This is a genomic window from Ruegeria sp. AL11 (assembly GCF_056540865.1).
This window is the reverse complement of the sequence record NZ_JBQFXO010000001.1, coordinates 168,594-190,183: the sequence shown is the minus strand read 5'-3', so window position 1 is coordinate 190,183 and position 21,590 is coordinate 168,594. Positions and strand designations below refer to the sequence as shown.

The 21,590-nt window shown below is 57.7% G+C and carries 24 protein-coding genes; 14 read left to right on the top strand and 10 right to left on the bottom strand.

What is annotated here, in order from left to right; genetic code table 11:
* Positions 1-95: 95 nt before the first annotated feature.
* The gene (locus ACR0IP_RS00950; RefSeq protein WP_170374041.1) at positions 96-614 is read right to left on the bottom strand and encodes a hypothetical protein; all 519 of its coding nucleotides are present in this window, start codon (positions 612-614) and stop codon (positions 96-98) included.
* Positions 615-898: 284 nt separating this feature from the next.
* On the opposite strand from ACR0IP_RS00950, the gene rpsF reads away from it, so the two are divergent.
* The 6 genes from rpsF (at position 899) to ACR0IP_RS00920 (ending at position 4,659) form a co-directional block, all read left to right on the top strand.
* The gene (gene rpsF, locus ACR0IP_RS00945) at positions 899-1,252 is read left to right on the top strand and encodes a 30S ribosomal protein S6 (RefSeq protein ID WP_068332653.1); all 354 of its coding nucleotides are present in this window, start codon (positions 899-901) and stop codon (positions 1,250-1,252) included.
* A gap of 27 nt (positions 1,253-1,279) precedes the next feature.
* Entirely contained in the window at positions 1,280-1,507 is a 228-nt protein-coding gene (gene rpsR / locus ACR0IP_RS00940; RefSeq protein ID WP_005608650.1) for a 30S ribosomal protein S18, read from the top strand.
* A 12-nt stretch (positions 1,508-1,519) separates the two neighbouring features.
* Entirely contained in the window at positions 1,520-2,140 is a 621-nt protein-coding gene (gene rplI / locus ACR0IP_RS00935) for a 50S ribosomal protein L9 (protein WP_170374042.1), read from the top strand.
* A 149-nt stretch (positions 2,141-2,289) separates the two neighbouring features.
* Positions 2,290-2,775, top strand: coding sequence for a lytic transglycosylase domain-containing protein (locus ACR0IP_RS00930; RefSeq protein ID WP_170374043.1), 486 nt, complete (start codon positions 2,290-2,292; stop codon positions 2,773-2,775).
* A gap of 220 nt (positions 2,776-2,995) precedes the next feature.
* Entirely contained in the window at positions 2,996-3,697 is a 702-nt protein-coding gene (locus tag ACR0IP_RS00925; RefSeq protein WP_170374044.1) for an autoinducer binding domain-containing protein, read from the top strand.
* Positions 3,698-3,804: 107 nt separating this feature from the next.
* Positions 3,805-4,659: an acyl-homoserine-lactone synthase gene (locus tag ACR0IP_RS00920; RefSeq protein WP_480523285.1), complete on the top strand. Its 855-nt coding sequence runs from the start codon at positions 3,805-3,807 to the stop codon at positions 4,657-4,659.
* A gap of 94 nt (positions 4,660-4,753) precedes the next feature.
* Here ACR0IP_RS00920 and tig read toward each other — a convergent pair whose 3' ends face one another.
* From tig to ACR0IP_RS00905, 3 genes are all read right to left on the bottom strand, one after another.
* On the bottom strand, positions 4,754-6,085 hold the full coding sequence (tig, locus tag ACR0IP_RS00915) for a trigger factor (RefSeq protein WP_170660300.1): 1,332 nt from the start codon (positions 6,083-6,085) through the stop codon (positions 4,754-4,756).
* Between the two features lie 185 nt (positions 6,086-6,270).
* Entirely contained in the window at positions 6,271-7,395 is a 1,125-nt protein-coding gene (locus tag ACR0IP_RS00910) for a porin (protein WP_480523283.1), read from the bottom strand.
* Between the two features lie 308 nt (positions 7,396-7,703).
* On the bottom strand, positions 7,704-9,347 hold the full coding sequence (locus ACR0IP_RS00905; protein WP_480523281.1) for an NAD(P)H-hydrate dehydratase: 1,644 nt from the start codon (positions 9,345-9,347) through the stop codon (positions 7,704-7,706).
* A 169-nt stretch (positions 9,348-9,516) separates the two neighbouring features.
* Between ACR0IP_RS00905 and ACR0IP_RS00900 the strand changes: the two genes are divergently transcribed.
* The 5 genes from ACR0IP_RS00900 to ACR0IP_RS00880 all read left to right on the top strand — a co-directional run bounded on the left by ACR0IP_RS00900 (position 9,517) and on the right by ACR0IP_RS00880 (position 13,994).
* On the top strand, positions 9,517-9,855 hold the full coding sequence (locus ACR0IP_RS00900; RefSeq protein ID WP_170325301.1) for a P-II family nitrogen regulator: 339 nt from the start codon (positions 9,517-9,519) through the stop codon (positions 9,853-9,855).
* Positions 9,856-9,888: 33 nt separating this feature from the next.
* Positions 9,889-11,295 (top strand): type I glutamate--ammonia ligase, encoded by a 1,407-nt coding sequence (gene glnA, locus ACR0IP_RS00895; protein ID WP_480523279.1) that lies wholly within the window; start codon positions 9,889-9,891, stop codon positions 11,293-11,295.
* Between the two features lie 103 nt (positions 11,296-11,398).
* The gene (locus ACR0IP_RS00890) at positions 11,399-12,043 is read left to right on the top strand and encodes an MSMEG_1061 family FMN-dependent PPOX-type flavoprotein (protein WP_480523277.1); all 645 of its coding nucleotides are present in this window, start codon (positions 11,399-11,401) and stop codon (positions 12,041-12,043) included.
* A gap of 63 nt (positions 12,044-12,106) precedes the next feature.
* Positions 12,107-12,898 (top strand): lytic murein transglycosylase, encoded by a 792-nt coding sequence (locus ACR0IP_RS00885; protein WP_480523275.1) that lies wholly within the window; start codon positions 12,107-12,109, stop codon positions 12,896-12,898.
* Between the two features lie 199 nt (positions 12,899-13,097).
* Positions 13,098-13,994 carry a hypothetical protein gene (locus tag ACR0IP_RS00880; RefSeq protein ID WP_480523273.1) on the top strand — a complete coding sequence of 299 codons (897 nt, stop codon included), beginning with the start codon at positions 13,098-13,100 and terminating at the stop codon, positions 13,992-13,994.
* 36 nt (positions 13,995-14,030) lie between these two features.
* Here ACR0IP_RS00880 and ACR0IP_RS00875 read toward each other — a convergent pair whose 3' ends face one another.
* The gene (locus ACR0IP_RS00875; RefSeq protein ID WP_170688869.1) at positions 14,031-14,774 is read right to left on the bottom strand and encodes a heme-dependent oxidative N-demethylase family protein; all 744 of its coding nucleotides are present in this window, start codon (positions 14,772-14,774) and stop codon (positions 14,031-14,033) included.
* Positions 14,775-14,898: 124 nt separating this feature from the next.
* Here ACR0IP_RS00875 and dddP point away from each other — a divergent pair, with 124 nt between their 5' ends.
* The gene (dddP, locus tag ACR0IP_RS00870) at positions 14,899-16,242 is read left to right on the top strand and encodes a dimethylsulfonioproprionate lyase DddP (protein WP_480523271.1); all 1,344 of its coding nucleotides are present in this window, start codon (positions 14,899-14,901) and stop codon (positions 16,240-16,242) included.
* Positions 16,243-16,246: 4 nt separating this feature from the next.
* Here the strand turns inward: dddP and ACR0IP_RS00865 are convergent, their stop codons facing one another.
* Entirely contained in the window at positions 16,247-16,438 is a 192-nt protein-coding gene (locus tag ACR0IP_RS00865) for a hypothetical protein (protein WP_170688871.1), read from the bottom strand.
* Between the two features lie 216 nt (positions 16,439-16,654).
* On the opposite strand from ACR0IP_RS00865, the gene ACR0IP_RS00860 reads away from it, so the two are divergent.
* On the top strand, positions 16,655-17,869 hold the full coding sequence (locus ACR0IP_RS00860) for a bifunctional alpha/beta hydrolase/OsmC family protein (RefSeq protein WP_170688872.1): 1,215 nt from the start codon (positions 16,655-16,657) through the stop codon (positions 17,867-17,869).
* A gap of 12 nt (positions 17,870-17,881) precedes the next feature.
* Here the strand turns inward: ACR0IP_RS00860 and ACR0IP_RS00855 are convergent, their stop codons facing one another.
* The 4 genes from ACR0IP_RS00855 to ACR0IP_RS00840 all read right to left on the bottom strand — a co-directional run bounded on the left by ACR0IP_RS00855 (position 17,882) and on the right by ACR0IP_RS00840 (position 20,012).
* Positions 17,882-18,217, bottom strand: a complete 336-nt coding sequence (locus ACR0IP_RS00855) for a hypothetical protein (protein ID WP_170688873.1) — start codon at positions 18,215-18,217, stop codon at positions 17,882-17,884.
* Positions 18,218-18,226: 9 nt separating this feature from the next.
* Complete coding sequence (locus tag ACR0IP_RS00850; protein WP_480523269.1) at positions 18,227-18,784, bottom strand: hypothetical protein; 558 nt, start codon at positions 18,782-18,784, stop codon at positions 18,227-18,229.
* A gap of 139 nt (positions 18,785-18,923) precedes the next feature.
* Complete coding sequence (locus ACR0IP_RS00845) at positions 18,924-19,511, bottom strand: biotin transporter BioY (RefSeq protein WP_170374059.1); 588 nt, start codon at positions 19,509-19,511, stop codon at positions 18,924-18,926.
* A gap of 72 nt (positions 19,512-19,583) precedes the next feature.
* Entirely contained in the window at positions 19,584-20,012 is a 429-nt protein-coding gene (locus tag ACR0IP_RS00840) for a DUF6314 family protein (protein WP_170688875.1), read from the bottom strand.
* Between the two features lie 117 nt (positions 20,013-20,129).
* Between ACR0IP_RS00840 and purB the strand changes: the two genes are divergently transcribed.
* Positions 20,130-21,434 (top strand): adenylosuccinate lyase, encoded by a 1,305-nt coding sequence (purB, locus tag ACR0IP_RS00835; protein WP_170458892.1) that lies wholly within the window; start codon positions 20,130-20,132, stop codon positions 21,432-21,434.
* Positions 21,435-21,590 lie beyond the last annotated feature (156 nt).

Sequence of the window (21,590 nt, the reverse complement as noted above, 5' to 3'; positions counted from 1 at the left end):
AGTGCGTTTGCTCGGAAACAAAAATGTGCTGCCCAAGGGCAGCACACAAGTCTTTTTGATTCACAATTTCTGTGCTTGGTTGAACAGAATAAATCTCAGGCGAAAATTGTTACACTTTGGCTGAGTTGCCCTTTCAGCGCTCGGCTGACATCCGCCGATTGCAGTGGCAGTTTCATCAGCAGGCTGCCGTCAACATCGAACAACTGCACCTCGTCATCCTCGAACTTTGCACCACCCAGGCTGTCATAGCTGCGACGAAGAACGGTCTGAGGGCGTCCGTTTTCATTCTTCTGCAGCACGCGTACCTCGCGGCGGATCGGATCAAAATAGGCATCCGGGCGGCTGTCCATCACTTCGATCGTCAACAGGCTTACGCCAACGATCAAAAACACCATCGAGGCCACCATTTTGATCGGCCAAACCTCGGCTCCCAACATCGAACCGGGCATCAGCCACATCGAAAAGGCGGAAACGATCAGGAAGGCTCCGACGGCGCGCGCCAGAACCAGCCGTGCTTGCCAGTTCGCTTTGAACGTGATCATGACCGGAACGGAATGCTCAAAGCTCGTACCCGTAGTTTTATTGTCGAGCGTATTTGTCTGAATCGCGGTCATAACATCCATACCCTTATTAAGGTTACCGTCGTAAGTCTGTGCTATCCGGTTATTTCCGGGTTGCTTATCAACTTCGGGGTGAAAAGCGTCAGGAATTGGGCGCAGCAGTGGAAATTGGGCGACTTCACAGAGGCATATGTGGCAGGGCTTGCCCCGCCCGCTCAAACGTGTATACGAGGCCATCCTTCGCAGGAGATATGAATCGCGCAGCCTCTCGTGGCAGGGTCGCGAAGGACCAGATGGCCCCGCCTTTGAAATGCGCCTTGATATAAACAGGAGTGCACATGCCACTGTATGAGCATGTAATGATCGCGCGTCAGGATCTGTCCAACGCGCAGGCAGAAAGCCTTGTCGAACATTTCGGCACCGTTCTGGCTGACAACGGCGGCAACGTCGTCGAAAGCGAGTACTGGGGCGTCAAGACGATGGCTTACAAGATCAACAAGAACCGCAAAGGCCACTACGCCTTCTTGAAAACCGATGCCCCCTCGGGTGCGGTTCAGGAAATGGAACGCCTGATGCGCCTGCATGACGACGTTATGCGCGTTCTGACCATCAAGGTCGACGAGCATGCCGAGGGCCCCTCGGTCCAAATGCAGAAGCGCGATGAGCGCGAAGGCCGCCGCGAGCGCCGCTGATCAACGCCTGACGAAAGGACATAAACCATGGCCGCAAAACCATTTTTCCGCCGCCGCAAGGTCTGCCCGTTCTCGGGTGAGAACGCGCCGAAAATCGACTACAAAGACACCCGTCTGCTGCAGCGCTACATCTCTGAGCGTGGCAAGATTGTACCTTCGCGCATCACCGCCGTTTCGGCGAAAAAGCAGCGTGAACTGGCCCGTGCTATCAAGCGCGCCCGCTTCCTCGCCCTGCTGCCCTACGCTGTGAAGTAAGGAGAGACTGACATGCAAGTTATCCTTCTGGAACGCGTTGCGAAACTGGGTCAGATGGGCGACGTCGTTGACGTTAAGCCTGGCTACGCCCGCAACTTCCTGCTGCCCCAAGGCAAAGCCCTGAGCGCATCGAACGCCAACATCGCGTCGTTTGAAGCCCAGAAAGCACAGCTGGAAGCGCGCAACCTGGAAACCAAGAAAGAAGCTGAAGCCCTGGCTGAAAAGCTGGACGGTCAGCAGTTCATCGTGATTCGCTCGGCATCGGATGCTGGCGCTCTGTACGGTTCGGTCACGCCTCGTGACGCCGCAGACGCTGCGACCGAAGCAGGCTTCACTGTCGACAAGAAACAGGTCGTTCTGGTCGCTCCGATCAAAGAACTGGGCCTGCACGTGGTTGCAGTTCGCCTGCACCCTGAGGTTGAAGTCGAGATCAAGATGAACGTTGCTCGTTCGGAAGAAGAAGCCGAACTGCAGGCATCGGGCAAATCGATTCAGGAACTGGCTGCTGAAGAAGAAGCCGCTGCTGAATTCGAAATCGCCGAACTGTTTGACGACATCGGCTCGGCCGCGTCGGAAGACGAAGATCTGGCGCCCGAGGCCGCTCCGGCGGACGAAGACGAAGCCAAAGCCTGATCTGGCTGACGCAACAAGATTCAAGGGCTGCGCCACTCGCGCGGCCCTTTTTCGTATCGGAACCAGCAAAATTCAGCCAAATTTTAAAGCTAAGGTTGCGACAAGACCCGTGATCCATATGATCGCCGCCTGAAGTTCGGAGTAGTTTGATGGCCCTATTCTCTCGTCGCAGCATCATCGCTTTCCTTGCCCTGTCTGCCCTCGCCGCGTGCAGCGGTGCCGAGGTTTCACGCGGTGACGCCGATCCCTTCGATCCGCCGCTCTACCCCAACGAAACGCCCGAGCTGAGGGCCTCAATCAACAAATGGGCCGATCACTACGAACTCCCCAGAGAGCTGGTCCACAAACTTGCGATACGCGAAAGCACGCACAGGCCATGGGCTGTAAACCGGCCGTATTACGGGCTTTTGCAGATCCTACCCGCTACCGCACGTTCGATGGGATACAAGGGAAATGCCCAAGGTTTGCTGAATGCAGACACAAATCTTGAATATGCAGGCAAGTACCTGAAAGGTGCCTGGATGCTGGCGGACGGAGATCAACAACGCGCGATTTTCCTTTACGCCAAAGGGTTTTACCCCGAAGCAAAGGCGCGCGGAATGCTCGTAGAAACAGGGCTACGACCCGCGCCCTAGACCCTAGACGCTGTTAGCAGTTTGGGCAAAATAGTGACAAAAATGCTCTATAGCTTGAAACAACACGCCAAAAGCTTAGACATTTCCTGCATTGACTTGTCATGTTTTGAATTATGTGATGTCCTGATTGCCGTGAGGTAAGTTGGGTTCCACTCTAGGTAAATTGCAAGTCCGGCCACACCACTGGACTTCAAGATAAGCCGCAGGTCGTAGGCGAAAGATGGAGATCGTTGATCTGAGCACTCTGCCGGACTCAGAAACTCGGTACACCGAGTTTCTGAAGCAAGTGTGCGAAAAACACGATATGGATCACGCCGCCTACGCTGGGATGAACCCCGCTGCGGGCAAAGTTGCTGGCTTTGTGACCTATGATGATGCCTGGAACGAGCATTACCAGAAACAGGGTCTGGTCATGATTGACCCGACACTTCACATGGCAAAACGCAGCATCGCCCCCGTTGATTGGAGCCGCCTGGAACGCAGCCCCGACTTCCAACGCGTATTCCGCGATGCACATGATTTTGGCTTGTCCAATCAAGGCGTTACGATACCGGTTCGCGGCCCATACGGGGATATCGGGTTCCTGAGCGCGACGCGGGATTGCTCCAAGGAAGAATGGCGTAAGCTGTATACCCATGTGATCAGCGATCTGCAGTCCATGGCCGTGCATATCCATGACAACGTGGTGACCTCGGATGAGCTGACAGGTGCGCTTTATCACCCGAACCTCTCGACCCGCGAGGCCGAGATCCTGCAATGGGTGGCGGCAGGGAAATCTCAGCAGGATATCGGCGACATTCTGTCGATCTCGCACCGCACGGTTGAGGTTCATCTGCGCTCCAGCCGCGAAAAACTCAGCGCTTTGACGACGCCTCAGGCCGTTGGGCGGGCGATCGCGATCGGGCTTATCACCCCGGGATAAACACAAAAATCACACAATTCGGCCAAAATACGGGAAACCCCCAATAGAAATCTCCCTTCAAACGAGTAACGATCGGTTTACCGAACAACCACTCGAAGGGGGAAACCATGATCATCGTAGTAGATGGGCTGAACAGACACCAATTCAGCGACGTTCTTGACGAAATGTTTGAACTGCGCGCGCGCGTATTCGGCGAGCGCTTGGGCTGGGACGTCAAAATCGAAGACGGCAAAGAAATCGATGAATTCGATCATCTTGATCCTGCATACGTAATCGGACTCGACGACGGGGGGAATGTCGTCGCAGCCGTGCGCGCCCTGCAGACCACCGGACCGCACATGTTGTCGGACGTATTCTCGGCCATCCTTGACGGCGAACCTCCGATCCGCAGCGCGACAATGTGGGAATCCACCCGCTTCTGCGTCGACACCCAACGGCTGAACCGCGGCAAAGACAAGAACTCGGTTTCTTACGCAACCTGTGAGCTAATGATCGGTTCGCTGGAATATGCAAAGAACGCCGGTATTCAGGACATCATCACCGTGATTGACCCGATCATGGATCGGGTTCTGAAACGGTCGAACTGTGCGCCCTATGACTATGTGGGTAAAACCGTGCCGATGGGCAAAGTCTCGGCCCTTGCCGCCCTTCTGGATTGCACCGATGAGCGCATCGACGCCATTCGGGACTTTGCAGGCATCAAAACCGACGTTTTCCTGGAAGAAGACAAGGCGCTCGAGCTGTTCAACAGAAAGAAGCAGGTTGAACAGAACCCTGCAAATCGCGACCACAAGCCGCTCACAGAGCTTGAGAAGTACTTTGTGGAGCAGATGAACGCAGCGCGGAATGAGGCCGAACGGCAAGATGTTCTGAGGCTCATCGAGACGCTCTCCAACACCTTGACGCCAGAGCAGAAGACTGCTCTGCTACATACCCCCCGTGCTTTTGCTCATGAGGCCTGACCCCCTCACCTCATAGTACAAAGCCACCCTAGCGGAGTCGCCCTGATCAGGCGGCTCCGCTTCTTTTTTGGCGCCCCGAAAGGGGGGAAGAGGATTATTCCTCTTCCAATGCCTCAACGGCTTTTTGCAGGTCGTCCTTGCTGACTTCTTTGTCAGATACCTGAGCCAGTTCGAACACGTAGTCGACGACCTTGTCTTCGAAGATCGGCGCGCGCAGCTGCTGCTGCATCTGTGCGTTCTGCTGAACGAACTCAAAGAACTGACGCTCTTGCCCCGGGTACTGACGCGCCTGGTTCATGATCGCCTGAGTCATCTCAGCATCGGTAACTTCTACCTCGGCCTTCTGACCCAGCTCTGCCAGCAGCAGGCCCAGACGCACGCGGCGTTCGGCCAGTTTGTTGTGCTCATCCGAAGGCTCGATCTCGCCGTGGTCGTGACCTTCCACATCCGGGTTTTCCTCGTGGAACAGCTGGTGTGCGATTTGCTTGGCTTCGGCTTCAACCAGCGACGGAGGCAGATCGAACGACACTTTGGTGTCCAGCGCGTCGAGCAGACCACGCTTCATGACAGCGCGTGCGGCACCGGCATATTCGGCTTCCAGACGCTCGGAGATCTGGCCCTTCAAAGCTTCCAGATCCTCGGCACCGAATTTGGTTGCCAGCTCGTCGTTGATCTCGGCTGCAACCGGCTCTTTCACTTCTTTGATGGTACAGGTGAAGACAGCGTCTTTACCGGCCAGATGCTCGGCACCGTATTCCTCGGGGAAGGTAACGTTGACGTCTTTTTCTTCCTCGGCTTTCACACCAACCAGTTGCTCTTCGAAACCAGGGATGAAGCTGTTGGAGCCCAGAACCAGCGGGTAGTCTTCGGCCGAGCCACCTTCGAATTCTTCGCCATCAACCTTGCCGACAAAGTCGAACACGATCTGGTCGCCGTCTTTGGCTTTCGAACCCTTGCGGCGCGCTTTGAAGTCCTGCGCGGTTTCGGCCAAGTTGTTCAGCGCTTCTTCAACGGCTGCGTCGTCCGCTTTGACGACCAGCTTTTCCAGCTCAACCGATTTCAGGTCGACCTCGGGGATTTCAGGCAGCGCCTCATAGGACATTGCGACCTCGACATCGTCGCCTTCTTTCCAGTCCTCGTTGGTCATCTTGACTTCAGGCTGCAGCGCAGGGCGGTCGCCGCTGTCTTCGAAGTGCTTGTTCATCGCACCGTCGATGGTTTCCTGCATGGCTTCGCCCAGCAGACGCTGGCCGAACTGCTTTTTCAGCAGCGCCATCGGCACCTTGCCTTTGCGGAAACCCTTCATTTCGACCTCGGGCTGCGCTTCGGTCAGTTTCTCGTTGACCTTGTCGTCCAGCTCGGCTGCGGTCACAACGATGTTGTAGCCGCGTTTCAGACCTTCGTTCAGCGTCTCGGTAACCTGCATTATGGTAGTCCCCATAGGATTCGGGGCGCGCAAAACGGCGCGCCGGGCAAATTTGACGCCTTCTATTTGCCCAGCCGCCCACGTGCAAGGGGGCAATGCCCGGATCACCCCGGTTTTACCATCTTCAACAGCAAAAAAAACGCCCCAGCTGGAACCGGAGCGTTTTGTGAAACATCTATCGCTGATCAGAACTGCCAGCGCGCGCCCAAGACCCAGGCTTCGTTCTTGTCGAACGACGTCCCATCTTCGAAATCGTGGTTGCGGTATTTCAGGTAGGCATCCGTGTTGATCGAGTCGATCCGCTGCACAACAGCGATACCCCATGCTTTGGTGTCCGACCCATCATTGTTGAAGTCTGACCCATCGTAGTAGTCGATGCCCACACCGGTTTTACCCCAGGCCACCCAGTCGCCCTCGTAGGCAATTTTTGCGTACCAGAAGCTTGGATCCGATGCGCCACTTGCGGTGTCGTGCCGCGACCCTGCAGCAGCTGTGAAGCTGAACCCGCTGGGCAGCAGAACCGATGCAGATCCTATGGTATCCTTGCGCTCTCCCGATACATTGTCGAAGTCTCGCACTGCATAGGCCACGCTGGCAGCAAACTCGACGCCACCGGCAAAGGTGTTGTTATACGCGATCGCAAAGTCGTAATACGTGTCATCGTCACTGCTGGAGAGCGCGTTTTCACCATAGGCGACAGCTGCACTGAACCCGTTGAAGTCAGGCGTATCGTACCTCACGCGCGTCCGGCGGCCACCGTCAAAGTTGCTGCTGGAGTCACCGACCGTAATGTCGCTGAGTACCCCATCGGTTCCGCGATAGAAGAAGCCCGAGTTTTCATCGTTGGTGAAGGAATAGAGGGCCGTTCCAACATAAGACAGGTCCGTCTCAGCCGCCCCGTCCGAAGCCATGCTGCCCTGCCCCGCTGAGAACTTGCCGTAGCCGCCCTTCAGCGCAAAATCCACGTGACGGATGTCTTCCCGCGTCCAGCCGCTGAAATCCGTACCCAGCTGGTTCCATTCGCTCGAGTTTGGCAGTCCTAGTCCGGTTTCGAGCCGAAACGTAAACTCGTTGTCGCCGTAGGGCTGCATAAGGCGCAAGCCAACACGGCTGTTGGACAGGTCGTTGTCCAGCAAACGTGTCTCGGTGTCTTGTCCGTCGTCAACTGAGATCAGCGCGGGGTTGAACTGCCCATAGAGCTCTACATATCCGCCGCTATTGTTTTCGTATTTCAGCTCAGCCGCTGCTGGAATGGCCGTGGTCGCCGCCAAAAGCGCCGCAACAGACGAGGTTTTCAGGTTAAGGGTCATGTCACTCACCTTGAAAGGGTTTGTTATTAGGTCTTGCTCACATGCTCACCACACCGAGCCGTTCCAATGGGGCGCGCCTTACACCGAAAGAAGGTGACGAATCTGCAACAGAATACCTTGGCGCAATCAAGATAAGTTGTTTTAATTCAATCATCTAACTGCCTTCCCGCAAAAAGAACGGGCTGCCCTCAAGAAAAATCTGACGGCTTCTCATGAGCGCAGCAAATAGCCGCTATGCGCATAGGGAAACTCCTGTAACGAACGCGCGATCAGATGTGATTTTCGCATCCCGATCCCGCAAGACGCACTTACATATTCATACACTTAAAAACATCAGGCAAGACCTCAGGCAGATCTTCAGCGATTAATCCGGGACCGAACTGGCGCGCGCATTCCACATGAAGCCACGCCGCCGTCTCCGCCGCGCCCATCGCGTCGAACCCCCGAGCCAATAATCCGGTGATGAAACCGGCTAACACATCCCCGGACCCAGCTGTCGCCAGCCAAGGGGCCGCGCGCTCATACTGCGCCGAATGAACCGAACACCGCCCGTCCGGGGCGGCGATCACTGTATCTGGCCCTTTGAACAGCACCACACAGCCCGCACGCTTTGCAGCCTCACGCGTTGCATCCACCTTAGAAAAGGCAGGACCTCGGGTCGATCGGGCCGAGAGCTTCTCGGCAATATCAGGAAACAGCCGCGCAAACTCGCCGCCGTGAGGCGTCAGAACACACGCCTCACGCAGCTGAGCGAACAAGGCCGAGGGGTCTTCGGCAAATGCCGTCAGCGAGTCCGCGTCCAACACCGTCGCGCGCTTCGCCGCGAGGGCAACAGGTACTAGATCCACCGCCCGCTCAACGCCCAGTCCAGGGCCAAGACACAAAGCGTTAAGTCGATGATCCTTTAGAATGTCGCGCAGGTCGTCGCCCACTTCGACCCGCTTCATCATAAGGGCCGTGATCTGAGAGGCCACCTCCACCTGCGCTGAGGGCGGCACACCCAGTGTCACCAAACCTGCCCCAATCCGTAACGCCCCCCGTCCCGAAAGTCGCGCGGCTCCGGTTTTTCCAAACCCACCCGTCAGAATCAAAGCATGCCCATGCGCGTATTTGTGGCCTGGCGCTCCCTTCCCTAACTCCTCGCCAGACGGCTGCTGAACCGCCGTCACCACCTCGGGCGCGCTCGGCTCACCCTTAAGCCCGATATCCTTGACGACCAGCTTCCCGCAATAGGACGCCCCATCCTCCAGCACATGCCCAAGTTTGCGCGAATGAAACGTGACCGTCAGGGCAGAGCGGGCACAGCGCCGGCCATGTGCCGGAAACGCACCCCCCAAAACCATTCCTGAGTCTGAACAAAGCCCCGAGGGCAGATCAATCGCAACCGTCCGCGGCGGCACGATTTCTGTACCGCGCCCCTGTCGCCGCAAAGCCCAGGCATCTGCTGCATCATCATGCGACCAAAGGCGTTCCCAAAGCGCAGCATCGTCGATTGGCCGCGCCAACCCTGTCCCAAACAGCGCATCAATCGACACATCCGGATGGCGCAAGTCCTCATCCCCCAAATCCGCAGCCGCGCGTGTTGTTCCACCCCACCGCTCATAATTCGTCCGCGCGTCCTCAGGCAGTTTTGACGGGTCGCCAAACAAGACCACCTCAACCGCCCACCCCCGTTGTCGAAGCAGCCGCGCCACCACAAACCCGTCGCCCCCATTGTTCCCAGGCCCGCACAGCACCATGGCTCGCAAGGGATCCCCTTTATCTGGCCTTAAATATCCCGGGGAGCTCGAGGGGCTGGCCCCTCGATCCCTCAGCTCTGGCCATTCCTCGAAGATCGCGTCCACAACGCCCTGACCCGCGCGCTCCATCAGCTCCAGCCCGGTCACCTCGCCCGAGTCGATGGCCGCCCGTTCCAGCGCACCCATCTGCGCAGCCGTCAGCAAATCAACCATCTCAATTCCTCACGCGATTCAATTTCGATTACTTTTTGTGCAAACCGATCAAAATTTGACCATGCGCCTTTTTTCAATGCACCAGATCACGCCGAAGCGCGCAATCGGATTGCTGCATCCCTTTAGACGTGATCACTGCACCTCAGACAACCATGCAAGGTGAGCCGGAATGAAAAAGATCGAAGCGATCATCAAGCCGTTCAAACTGGACGAAGTGAAAGAGGCACTGCAGGACGTTGGTGTCCAGGGTCTCAGCGTGATCGAAGTCAAAGGCTTTGGCCGCCAGAAGGGTCACACCGAGCTGTATCGCGGCGCGGAATATGTCGTCGACTTTCTGCCCAAAGTAAAAGTTGAGGTCGTATTGGACGACGATCAGGTTGACGCCGCGATCGAAGCCATCGTCTCGGCCGCGAAAACCGACAAGATCGGTGACGGCAAGATCTTTGTCTCGCCTGTCGAGCAAGCCATTCGCATTCGTACCGGCGAGACCGGTTCGGAAGCCCTGTAACACACCCATCTTCAACTCAGAGGAAACAAGAGAATGAGCAAGGACGCAGTTCTTCAGCTGATCAAGGAAGAAGGCGCAGAGTACGTCGACATCCGGTTCACCGACCCGCGCGGCAAGCTTCAGCACGTAACCATCATGGCCGACCAAGTCGATGAAGACTTTCTGGAAGAAGGCTTCATGTTCGACGGTTCGTCCATTGCGGGCTGGAAGTCGATCGAAGCATCGGACATGAAACTGATGCCTGACACCGAAAGCGCCTATGTCGACCCGTTCTATGCGGAAAAGACCATCTGCTTGCACTGCTCGATTGTTGAGCCCGACACCGGCGAAGCCTATGAGCGTGACCCGCGCGGCACCGCTCAGAAAGCTGAAGCTTACCTGAAATCCTCGGGCATCGGTGATGCAGCCTACATGGGCCCAGAAGCCGAATTCTTCCTGTTCGACGACGTCCGTTTCTCGAACAGTATCAACAAGGTATCCTACGAAGTTGATGCAACCGACGCGTCGTGGAACACCGACACCGAGTACGAGATGGGCAACATGGGCCATCGTCCGGGCGTCAAGGGCGGTTACTTCCCTGTGAACCCCGTTGACGAAGCGCAAGACCTGCGCTCGGAAATGCTGTCGACCATGAAGCGTCTGGGCATGAAAGTGGACAAGCACCACCACGAGGTTGCGTCCTGTCAGCACGAGCTGGGCCTGATCTTTGACAGCCTGACTAAGCAAGCCGACGAGCTGCAGAAGTACAAATACGTCATCCACAACGTTGCACACGCCTACGGCAAATCGGCCACCTTCATGCCGAAGCCAATCGCTGGTGACAACGGCACCGGCATGCACGTGAACATGTCGATCTGGAAAGACGGCAAGCCTCTGTTCGCTGGCGACAAATACGCCGACCTGTCAGACGAAGCACTGTACTTCATTGGCGGTGTTTTGAAGCACGCGAAAACCCTGAACGCCTTCACCAACCCTTCGACCAACAGCTACAAGCGTCTGATCCCGGGCTTCGAAGCACCTGTTCTGCGCGCCTACTCGGCTCGTAACCGTTCGGGTTGTGTCCGTATTCCGTGGACCGAAAGCCCGAAAGCCAAGCGCGTCGAGGCTCGCTTCCCTGACCCAGCTGCGAACCCCTACCTGGCGTTTGCTGCACTGCTTATGGCTGGTCTGGACGGCATCAAGAACAAGATCGATCCGGGCGAAGCCATGGACAAGAACCTGTACGATCTGCCTGCTGAAGAACTGGCCGACATCCCGACCGTTTGCGGCTCGCTGCGTGAGGCTCTGGAAGCTCTGGCATCCGATCACGACTTCCTGCTGCAGGGCGACGTGTTCACCAAAGACCAGATCGACGGCTACATCGCACTGAAGATGGAAGAGGTCGAAACCTACGAGCACACTCCGCACCCGGTAGAATACGGCATGTACTACAGCTGCTAAGCCGGTTGCAGACCTACCATTCCAAGGGCGTCCATTCGGGCGCCCTTGTCTCATATGGCGTGATCTTTCAAACTGGCCGTCAAAACAGGTTGGGAGAGAGCGCATGTCACCCGATGACCCGTTCGCGCAATTCACCGAATATGTGACCTCGGCTGAACAGCTGGAAGGCATCACCGGCGCGCCATTGCCTCAGATCATCGCAAAGGAACTTTCGGCTCTGGATCAGATGTGCCGGGACTTCATCGACAGGTCCACCTTCTGCCTGATCGCGTCAGCCAACCCGGACGGGTATCTCGATATCTCTCCGCGTGGCGACCCCGAAGGGTTCGTGCGTGTCATCTCGGACCAGATGCTCGCCATTCCAGACCGACCCGGCAACAAACGCGTCGACACTTTTCACAACGTTCTGAAGGACCCACGCGTCAGTGTGATCTTCTTCGTCCCCGGCAAGATGGAGACGCTGCGCCTTCGCGGTACGGCGCGTATCTGTGCCGATGAAACGCTCTTGAGGACCATGGCTATCAAAGGCAAAGCGCCCAAGCTGGCGCTGCTGGTCCATGTCGAAACCGCCTTTGCCCACTGCCCCAAATGCGTCATCCGCTCCAACCTCTGGCAGCCGGAGAACTGGCCTGACTCCTCGGACCTGCCGAATATGAACGCGATGATGGTAAAACACGCCAAGATCGACAGAACGCCCGATGAATGGTTCGAAGACCTCAAGCAGGCAGGTGAGTTGGACCTGTATTAAGCCCTTTGCGAAGCAAGGGCTGGCGGTTAGCCTTGGTGCAGATTGTATGAAGGAATTGACCTGATGTTGCGCATTCTAACCCTGACGCTCGCCCTGTCTGCACCGACGCTTGGTCTCGCAGCCCCCTGTGGGAACACCAGTGCCGGGTTCGAGGCCTGGAAAGCTGATTTTGCCAGGCAGGCCAAGAAATCCGGGGTAAAGAAGAATGGTCTGCAAGCCCTAGCACAGACGCAATATGCGACCGGAACCATTGCCGCGGATCGCAACCAGAAAAGCTTCAAATACTCGCTGGACAAATTCATGCGCGTGCGCGGGGCCGATACCATCGTTGCGCAGGGACGCAAACGTAAGGCCAGAAACCCGGAATTCTATGCCGCGTTGGAACGCCAATATGGAGTTCCCGCCGGGGTTTTGATCGCCATCCACGGTATGGAAACCGGCTTTGGGGGTTTTATGGGCGACAGTCAGGTTGTGTCAGCAATAACTACTCTGGCGTATGATTGTCGCCGATCTGAGTTCTTTATTCCCCATGCAATTGGGGCACTAAAACTGGTCGATCAGGGTAGTATCACCATGGCGACAAAGGGGGCAAAACATGGCGAACTGGGTCATACGCAGTTTCTGCCCGGCAACGCGCTGACCTATGGTGTCGATGCCACGGGGGACCGACGTGTGGACTTCTACAACATGACGGATGCGCTGGCCTCAACCGCCAATTTTCTGCGCAAGAAGGGCTGGAAACCCGGTCGCGGCTACCAGCCGGGGCAGCCAAATTTCAAGGTTATCCAGCAGTGGAACGCCGCCTCGGTCTACCAGCAATCTATCGCGATAATGGCTGCCCGAATCGATGGATAGCCCGGCCGCGATCCCGCCGCGCACCCCTCACAGTTCAGCCACAATATCGCCATAGTTGCACGGAAAAAGCCTCAATCGCTTGGTTTCCAAAGCGTAGTCAATCCATCTGAATTTCGATTTTTTTGTAATTTCGTCAAATTCTGCCCCACATCGCGCTTTAGAATGATGCCCAAGACGGTTTGCGACAAAGGAATGCGCAGTGACCAAAAAGCACAGCTATCATGGCGGCTTGCAGTTTGCAGGCGACACCGACGGCGCGGTCGAGCGTTTCGGAACCATTGTCGCTGCGACCCTGGAAGATTACGGTCACCTCGTTGAGCGCAAGGCCCTGCTAAGCAACACAGAGGCCAGCATCGTCTGCAGCCAGTATCTCGTTCGTTTGACGCTCGAGACCGAGGAGCTGCAGCCCGACGACCGGCATGAGCGCCTGGACCGTGCCGCCGGCCTGAAAACCTTGGTCAGGCCGTCTGCGTCGCGTCCTCGCAACCGTTTGGTTATCAACATCTCCCCAGTGTCCCCCTTGCTGGATGATTCCGAAATCTCGGAGTTGATGCTGGTGGTTATCCTGTATCGCATGGTCGACATCTGCTCATCCCAGCGGGTGGAGTGGCTGTCGCCTCATACGGTTCTGACAGTCGAGCAGTTCATGAGCGCCTTTGACACGCTCGCACCGACCAAACCCAGAAATCGCAAACAGATCTTTCAGTCGGTCAGCGGACAGTTTGCAGGGTTGAACTATCCGGAACCCGAAGAGTCCGAGATTGCCAAACCTGCCCCCCGCCCCATCCAACTGACCGATGAGCAATTGCTGAGCATCGCCTTTCGCACCGAAGATGACCCGATGGCGCAGGCCACGCCTGATCCGCAAGAGGACACATCCGACCGCCCTAGCGACGCCCTACGGCTGAGTAGCTGGTGCCTGACGGGTGTCGTCGCCAGCATGTCGGCTCCGATTGCTGTGTCGATGGCCGCAGTCAACCTGATCCGGGGCGAGGATTTCCGCCTGAACACGCAAGTTCTGGTCTTTACCATTGCGATCGTAGCGCTGAACACCAGCAATGCATTTGCCGATGTCGCCACCGTGCTTGGCATGTAACCCAACTACCGAAGACCCTCCTTGGAGGCCCCGCCATCAGGCGGGGTTTTCCATTTCTGGCATCTGGTTTGCTGCCAAAACATAGGTATGGATCGAAAACACCACTGCGCGCGTTTCCGGCAGGCGCAGAAGGGTCTGACGTTCGCTACGCAAATATGGGGCGCGACCATGATCGCGGATTTCACGCCGATCACTGGCGCTACGGGGCTGGTGCAGCTCGGGGTCGTCGTACCATAGGGCATTGAACCGCCAGAGTGGTCGCCCCGGTTGTATCCCGTCAAACAGACGCTGCACGCGACGAGCGATATTGTCATCATAGCTGTCCACGGGCACATGAATTCCAACCAACGGCCGCATGAACTTTTCACGCAAGAGCCAACTGGCCGGAAAGCACAGGATCGCACCGGTCAGAACATGCTCATCCCCGTGTTTCTGGAGGATGCAGAAATCCTCTTGCACCAGATTGCACAGCGTATCCAACGGGTTTGCAAAATCAATCGGCACACGCACGCCATCCGGGCGCAATGCGCAGTCAGTCGCCTCTGGGTAGGTTTGACGTAGAACAAGCTGCATCAACTCCTGCGCGGCTGGCTCCGCCTCGGGGGACAGGGTCAGAACATCGTCCCGCCGGTTTTTCAACAGGGCGGCACGGTGCGCCATCTGCGCAGCGAATGCATCGTCCTGGTGCAACCATTCCGACATATCGGTGGGCTGAATGCCTGGCAAGGCACGGGTTTGGCTAGGATCGTATGGGATACTGGACTGTAAAATGGCAACCATGCCATCCACTTATCATTGGCCTGACCGACTGTCGGCAAAAAAGCGACCAAGAATCCGTCGTATTCTTCTGGGACACCCCAGACCGAAGTTTGATACCTCTCGGGTGAACCAGCAGAGGCCAGTCATGAACCAGCATTACCGCGACACGCGTAAAATTGACCCGACCCGAGGCGCAACGCTCGGCGATGGTACGCCGAATGACAATGACCGAATCGAAATCGGGCCCACCCAGCTTGCCTTTGAGGAATGGGCCGCGGCCGGGCTGGCCCTGCCCAACCTGGAGCGTATGCGTGAGCATCGCTGGAAGCGTCTGACCCAAGCCATTGTGGATCGTGGATATGGCGGGTTGCTGATTTTTGACCCGCTCAATATCCGCTATGCAACCGACAGTACGAACATGCAGCTGTGGAACACCCACAACCCATTCCGGGCCGTTTTGCTTTGCGCTGACGGGTATATGGTGATCTGGGACTACAAGAACTCACCCTTCCTGTCCGAATTCAACCCGCTTGTGCGCGAGCAGCGCTCGGGAGCGGACCTGTTCTATTTCGACCGAGGCGACAAGGTGGATGTCGCAGCCGATGTGTTCTCGAACGAGGTGCGGATCCTGATCGAGGAACATAGCGGCGGCAACAAGCGTCTGGCCGTAGACAAGATTATGCTGCACGGTCTGCGCGCACTTGAGGCGCAGGGTTTCGCGGTAATGGAAGGCGAAGAGCTAACCGAGAAGACCCGCGCCATCAAAGGCCCGGATGAGATTCTGGCCATGCGCTGCGCCAGCCACGCCTGCGAAACCGCCGTGGCCGAAATGGAGAAATTCGCCCGCGCCAATGTTGGAGATGGCAAGACCTCGGAAGATGACATCTGGGCGGTTTTGCACGCCGAGAACATCCGTCGCGGTGGCGAGTGGATTGAAACCCGCCTGCTGGCTTCGGGTCAGCGCACCAATCCGTGGTTCCAGGAGTGCGGCCCGCGTATCACGCAACAGAACGAGATCATCGCCTTTGATACCGATCTGGTCGGATCCTACGGGATCTGCATCGATATCTCTCGCACATGGTGGATCGGTGACCAGAAGCCGCGCCCGGACATGGTCTATGCCATGCAGCACGCGCATGAGCATATCATGACCAACATGGAAATGCTGAAACCCGGCGTCATGATCCCTGAGCTTACCGCCAAAGCACACAAGCTGGATGACAAGTTCCAGGCCCAGAAATACGGCTGCCTGATGCATGGAGTCGGCTTGTGCGATGAATGGCCTCTGGTCGCGTACCCGGACAAAGCGGTCGAGGGCGCTTATGACTACCCGCTCGAACCCGGCATGGTCCTGTGCGTCGAGGCCGCTGTTGGTGAGGTCGGTGGGGACTTTTCGATCAAGCTGGAGGATCAGGTTCTGATCACCGAAGACGGCTATGAGAACCTGACCAGATACCCGTTTGACGCCCGCTTGATGGGGCTGGAGTAAGCACTCAGTCCGGCCAGGTCGAGCGCCGGACATTCCCGTGCCAATCCTCGGATGGAAGGGCGGCTTCGACACTGGTCGGGGTCGCCCTTTCCCAATTCTGGCCCAGTGAAAAGCCCAATACAGCGCTGAGCGCGATGAGGATCAGCAGATCAGCGCGGAGGTTAGGCTGGCGCGGCGTGCATGCCGTATGTGTCATCTCGGTCTCCTTGTCTTGCTTGGTGTGACGGCTGCAAGATGGGGGGAAGAGATCAATTATTAAAACGAATATTTGATGTGTGTATCATCACATTTTGTGAATACCGAAATATTCACTGGTTTTTGCTCACCTTCCCGTGACGCTTCCTACAATGGGGTTGAGACATCCGGCACAACTGCACACTATTGATCCCATACCGAAATCCAAGGAACTGCCATGCCCACCGAACGCATCACTTTTGCCGGTCACGACGGCGGCCGTCTGGCCGCGCGACTCGACCTGCCGGAAGGACCCGTCCTGGCGACCGCTCTGTTTGCGCATTGCTTCACCTGCTCAAAGGACATTCCTGCCGCGCGTCGGATCTCGGCCCGTTTGGCGGCAATGGGCATTGCCGTTTTGCGTTTTGATTTCACAGGGCTGGGCCATTCCGAGGGCGAGTTCGCAAATACAACCTTCACCTCGAATGTCGAAGACCTGATCGCGGCCGCGCACTACCTTGTGGACCGAGACATGGCCCCTGCATTGCTGATCGGGCATTCGCTGGGGGGCGCTGCGGTTCTACGCGCGCGGGCGGGCATTCCTTCGGTCAAGGCGGTGGTAACGCTTGGGGCACCAGCCGATCCGGGACACGTCTCGCACCATTTCGAACAGGCTCTGCCCGAGATCGAACAAGAAGGCAGCGCCGAGGTTTCTCTGGGCGGTCGCCCCTTCCGCATCGGCAAGGCCTTTGTCGATGATATTTCGGAGGCTGCGCTGACCCCCTCGGTTGCCGACCTCAAGGCCGCGCTTTTGATCCTGCACGCGCCGCGGGATGAAACGGTAAGCATCGACAACGCCAGCACGCTCTTTTTGGCCGCCAAACACCCCAAGAGCTTCGTGACACTCGACGATGCCGATCACCTGATCACGCGGGCCAAAGACGCCGAATATGCCGCTGACGTCATTTCAGCATGGGTTTCGCGCTATATCGAACTCCGCCCACCTGCCCCGCCACCAGGCGCGCCCGAAGGTGTTGTCCGAGTGACCGAGGCCGATCCCAATGGCTTCCTGCAGGATATCCAAGCCGGACCGCGCCATCACGTCGTCGCGGATGAGCCCGTATCATACGGCGGCACGGATCGCGGTATGTCGCCCTACGGCTTTGTCTCGTCGGGGCTTGGGGCTTGCACGTCAATGACGATCCGCATGTATGCTCGGCGCAAGAAGTGGCCGCTGACCAGTGTTTCGGTCGATGTGTGTCACAATAAGGTCCACGCGCAGGATGCAGGGCTGAACGGGGACGCCAAAGTCGATCTGTTCCGCCGCAAGATTCGGCTTGAAGGGCCACTGGATCAGGCCCAGCGCGACCGCCTTTTGGAAATCGCCGACAAATGCCCGGTGCATCGCACGTTGGAGGGTTCGGCGCATATCACGACCGAACTCCTCCCCTGAGCGTTGCGTTTCTCAGCCCCTGCGAGGCGCGGGCCGATGGATCGGAGGCCGCGCTGCTGGCGGTCGCGCAACCGGAGGCCGTGGCCGCGCCGGAGGCTTTGCGATCGGCGGCGTCGGACGTGCCGGAGGTCTGTTGACCGGCGGTCGATCCGGCCTGTCCGGACGGTCGATATCGATATCCACATCCACGTCGTGGTAGTAGTCGTTCCACAGCATCGAGTCGTAGAAGGGATCATACCCATATCCGACCCCTACCCCGACGCTGACGCCATCACAGGCCGCCAACGTCAGGCTTGAAATCCCCAGACCCAACACAACAACGGATCGCTTCATCAGTTTACGTGTCATCTGAGCCTCCTATTGCAACGACCGGAACGACGCGAACACGGCGTTCAGATCATCCACATAGGCAGGATCGGCCCCATTCCGCAGGATCGTAACGGCGATCGCAACGCGCCCACGGGGCATATCAATGATGGTGGCGGTGAAACTCACGCCTCCATTTCGCGTGCCTGTGCCCCGGATCACCTTGGCGGGTAGCCCTGCAATCCGAGTGTCGCTGGTGCTGGTCACCGTAGGATCATTCACCAGAAACTTGTCGATATCATCCAGATAACGCAGCCCATCCTGAATACTGGTCACTCCGGCCGGCGAGACAAAGCCCATCCAGACCGTGTCATCCGTGACCGGCTTGAACCCCATCACACGCGCCACAGCGCGGGGGTCGCCCAGCTCGGTGTCTTCAATGTCGCGTGGACCGCCTGTGCGCAGCACCCAGAAATCCGGCACCGCAAAGCTGAAGAGCGCACGCCCGGCGTCGGTATAAGTCACCGGGGTATCTGCGGCAGCTGGCACAGCCGCCCCGACCCAAAGGGCCGCGCAGGCCGCCAGAGCCGTCTTTAAACGAATACGCATATCTCAATTGCCTAATTATTTCACTGAACGCAGATTGGCCCGTCGCGGCTGGTCTTGTCCAGCACCGCCTTGCCTAGAAAAGAAAAACCCGCGCCTCGGATCTCGGGGCGCGGGCTAGGATTTCAGCAGGCTCAGGCGCTTAGCTGCGCGCGTCTCCGACCAGTTTCCAAACGGCGGGGATCAGCAGGGCCGCCAGACCCAGCTTGATGGCGTCGCCCAGCAGGAACGGTGTCAGGCCCCATTCCAGGATCGGCTTGTCCCAACCGTAGAGCTGACCCAGCCACAGCAGGCCCGGTACGTAGATCAGAACGTTGGCCAGCAACAGCGCCAGTGCCAGTTTGGCAATCGAGCGGTCCCAGCCGCGGGCGGCCAGAGCGCCCAGCAAAACGGTCGCCATCAGGTAGCCGACCAGATAGCCGCCGGTGCCGCCCATCATGTAGGTCAGACCGAATTTCTCGGCCGTGGAACCTGCGAACACGTCAAAGCCCAGCGCGCCGACCAGCAGGTAGCCCAGCATGGTGATCAGACCCAGACGTGCGCCATAGGCGGTGCCGATGGTCAGAACGGCAAAGGTGCCCATGGTGATCGGAACAGGCCACATCGGCACTTTGATTTTCGCGGCAACCGCCAGGGCCACGATGCCCAGAGCGACCAGTACAACCTGCTTTACAAGCAGCGCCGTCCCTTCACGCGGGCCAAACGCATTGGCCAGAACGTTTACATTCATCTTAACTTCTCCCAATTCGGACCAAGATTTCTGCACCAGCAATGCCTTGTCAGCGCTCAAACTGCAACATGATTACGCTATCGCAGCATAGTCTGTGGTCATTTCGTAGGATTTTCGCGGCCCATTCACCGTCCATTGCACCGACCAGCGGGGCCAGTCGTGGAAATCATAGACCGCATCGTAACTGTCAGGCGCACAATCATGGTGGTCCGACGCGTTTTGCTCGCCCAGCGTCAAGGCATGGAAAAACCGCCCGTCGTCGAAATGGATCAACACGCGATGTCCACCGTCGCGCCATAAATACTTGCGGGTTCCTTTCATCGGAGGCTGGCCGGGGATGCTGAGCGTCACCTCTTCGGTGTAGATCAGCCCGTCCTCGGATCGCAGCAGCTGGGCCTCTCCCTCTGCCTGCACGACCTGCCCGGCCCGCGCATCGTGGATCGTGCGCGTCAGGCGCCAGCGCCCTTCGAAATCGGACAATGTTGTCGGTGCAGTCGTCATTTTCAATATCCCGGCCAGATCGCCGCAATCGGGCACTCATGCCTTGTTCCCATACGCCTGCGGCGTTAAACCCCGCCGCAACGCTCTCTGCCAAATCACAATAAGGTCCTGCTGCCAATGATTCCTCGTTATTCCCGCCCCGAGATGGTTGCCATCTGGTCGCCCGAAACCAAGTTCCGCATCTGGTACGAGATCGAGGCGCATGCCTGCGAAGCCATGGCTGATCTGGGCGTGATCCCGCGTGAAAACGCCGACGCGGTGTGGAAAGCTAAGGACGTGGAATTCGACGTGGCCCGCATTGATGAAATCGAGGCCGTCACCAAGCACGACGTCATCGCCTTCCTGACTCACCTGGCCGAGCATGTGGGCAGCGAAGAAGCCCGCTTTGTGCATCAAGGCATGACCAGCTCAGACGTTCTGGACACGTGCTTCAACGTGCAGCTGACCCGCGCCGCCGATATTCTGATCGCAGACCTCGAAGGGTTGCTGGCCGCTCTGAAACGCCGCGCCATCGAACACAAAGACACGGTTCGCATCGGCCGCAGCCACGGCATCCACGCCGAGCCCACAACGATGGGCCTGACCTTTGCCCGCTTCTACGCCGAGATGGATCGCAACCTGTCTCGTATGCGTGACGCGCGCGCAGAAATCGCCACCGGCGCGATCAGCGGCGCGGTCGGCACCTTCGCCAATATCGACCCCCGCGTTGAAGAGCATGTCTGCGACCAGTTGGGCCTGGTGCCCGAACCGATCAGCACTCAGGTCATCCCACGCGACCGCCACGCGGCCTTCTTTGCCACTCTGGGCGTCATCGCCAGCAGCATCGAGAACATCGCCATCGAAATCCGCCACATGCAGCGGACCGAGGTTCTTGAAGCCGAAGAGTTCTTCTCGAAAGGCCAAAAGGGCTCCTCGGCGATGCCGCACAAGCGCAACCCGGTTCTGACTGAAAACCTGACCGGTCTGGCCCGTCTGGTCCGGATGGCCGTCGTGCCCGCGATGGAGAACGTGGCCCTGTGGCATGAGCGTGACATCTCGCACTCGTCGGTCGAGCGGAATATTGGCCCTGATACCACCGTGACGCTAGACTTCGCGCTGTCGCGTCTGACCAGCGTGGTCGACAAGCTGGTCGTTTACCCGGAAAACATGCTGGCCAACATGAACAAATTCCGTGGTTTGGTCATGAGCCAGCGCGTGCTGCTGGCCCTTACCCAAGCCGGTGTCAGCCGCGAAGATGCCTACCGTCTGGTGCAGCGTAACGCGATGAAGGTTTGGGAAGAAGGCAAGGACTTCAAAACCGAACTTCTGGGCGATGCCGAGGTGACCGCTGCCCTCAGCGTGGAAGAGATCGAAGAGAAATTCGATCTGGGCTACCACACCAAGCATGTCGACACGATTTTCGAGCGTGTCTTCGGCGAATAAACCATCCCAGAAAAGCGCTCGGCCCCTCATCGACCGGGCGCTTTTCGCATCATCACGCACTTCGTGAACAAAAATTCTGTCTGCTTTGTGAATAAATCGAAAAGCTCCGGTGTTAGCTTTTTTGAAGATCACACTATGATTTCAATGAGCAGACCT

Bases quoted from the DNA above. Each gene is read 5' to 3' on its own strand.
- tig (WP_170660300.1), bottom strand. From the start codon at position 6,085: ATGCAGGTTACCGAGACGCTGAACGAAGGTCTGAAACGCGGCTACAAC.
- purB (WP_170458892.1), top strand. From the start codon at position 20,130: ATGATTCCTCGTTATTCCCGCCCCGAGATGGTTGCCATCTGGTCGCCC.
- ACR0IP_RS00900 (WP_170325301.1), top strand. From the start codon at position 9,517: ATGAAAAAGATCGAAGCGATCATCAAGCCGTTCAAACTGGACGAAGTG.
- ACR0IP_RS00840 (WP_170688875.1), bottom strand. From the start codon at position 20,012: ATGACGACTGCACCGACAACATTGTCCGATTTCGAAGGGCGCTGGCGC.
- dddP (WP_480523271.1), top strand. From the start codon at position 14,899: ATGAACCAGCATTACCGCGACACGCGTAAAATTGACCCGACCCGAGGC.
- rpsF (WP_068332653.1), top strand. From the start codon at position 899: ATGCCACTGTATGAGCATGTAATGATCGCGCGTCAGGATCTGTCCAAC.
- ACR0IP_RS00910 (WP_480523283.1), bottom strand. From the start codon at position 7,395: ATGACCCTTAACCTGAAAACCTCGTCTGTTGCGGCGCTTTTGGCGGCG.
- rplI (WP_170374042.1), top strand. From the start codon at position 1,520: ATGCAAGTTATCCTTCTGGAACGCGTTGCGAAACTGGGTCAGATGGGC.
- rpsR (WP_005608650.1), top strand. From the start codon at position 1,280: ATGGCCGCAAAACCATTTTTCCGCCGCCGCAAGGTCTGCCCGTTCTCG.
- ACR0IP_RS00920 (WP_480523285.1), top strand. From the start codon at position 3,805: ATGATCATCGTAGTAGATGGGCTGAACAGACACCAATTCAGCGACGTT.
- ACR0IP_RS00885 (WP_480523275.1), top strand. From the start codon at position 12,107: ATGTTGCGCATTCTAACCCTGACGCTCGCCCTGTCTGCACCGACGCTT.
- ACR0IP_RS00925 (WP_170374044.1), top strand. From the start codon at position 2,996: ATGGAGATCGTTGATCTGAGCACTCTGCCGGACTCAGAAACTCGGTAC.
- ACR0IP_RS00860 (WP_170688872.1), top strand. From the start codon at position 16,655: ATGCCCACCGAACGCATCACTTTTGCCGGTCACGACGGCGGCCGTCTG.
- ACR0IP_RS00865 (WP_170688871.1), bottom strand. From the start codon at position 16,438: ATGACACATACGGCATGCACGCCGCGCCAGCCTAACCTCCGCGCTGAT.
- glnA (WP_480523279.1), top strand. From the start codon at position 9,889: ATGAGCAAGGACGCAGTTCTTCAGCTGATCAAGGAAGAAGGCGCAGAG.
- ACR0IP_RS00930 (WP_170374043.1), top strand. From the start codon at position 2,290: ATGGCCCTATTCTCTCGTCGCAGCATCATCGCTTTCCTTGCCCTGTCT.
- ACR0IP_RS00950 (WP_170374041.1), bottom strand. From the start codon at position 614: ATGACCGCGATTCAGACAAATACGCTCGACAATAAAACTACGGGTACG.
- ACR0IP_RS00875 (WP_170688869.1), bottom strand. From the start codon at position 14,774: ATGGTTGCCATTTTACAGTCCAGTATCCCATACGATCCTAGCCAAACC.
- ACR0IP_RS00845 (WP_170374059.1), bottom strand. From the start codon at position 19,511: ATGAATGTAAACGTTCTGGCCAATGCGTTTGGCCCGCGTGAAGGGACG.
- ACR0IP_RS00905 (WP_480523281.1), bottom strand. From the start codon at position 9,347: ATGGTTGATTTGCTGACGGCTGCGCAGATGGGTGCGCTGGAACGGGCG.
- ACR0IP_RS00855 (WP_170688873.1), bottom strand. From the start codon at position 18,217: ATGACACGTAAACTGATGAAGCGATCCGTTGTTGTGTTGGGTCTGGGG.
- ACR0IP_RS00890 (WP_480523277.1), top strand. From the start codon at position 11,399: ATGTCACCCGATGACCCGTTCGCGCAATTCACCGAATATGTGACCTCG.
- ACR0IP_RS00850 (WP_480523269.1), bottom strand. From the start codon at position 18,784: ATGCGTATTCGTTTAAAGACGGCTCTGGCGGCCTGCGCGGCCCTTTGG.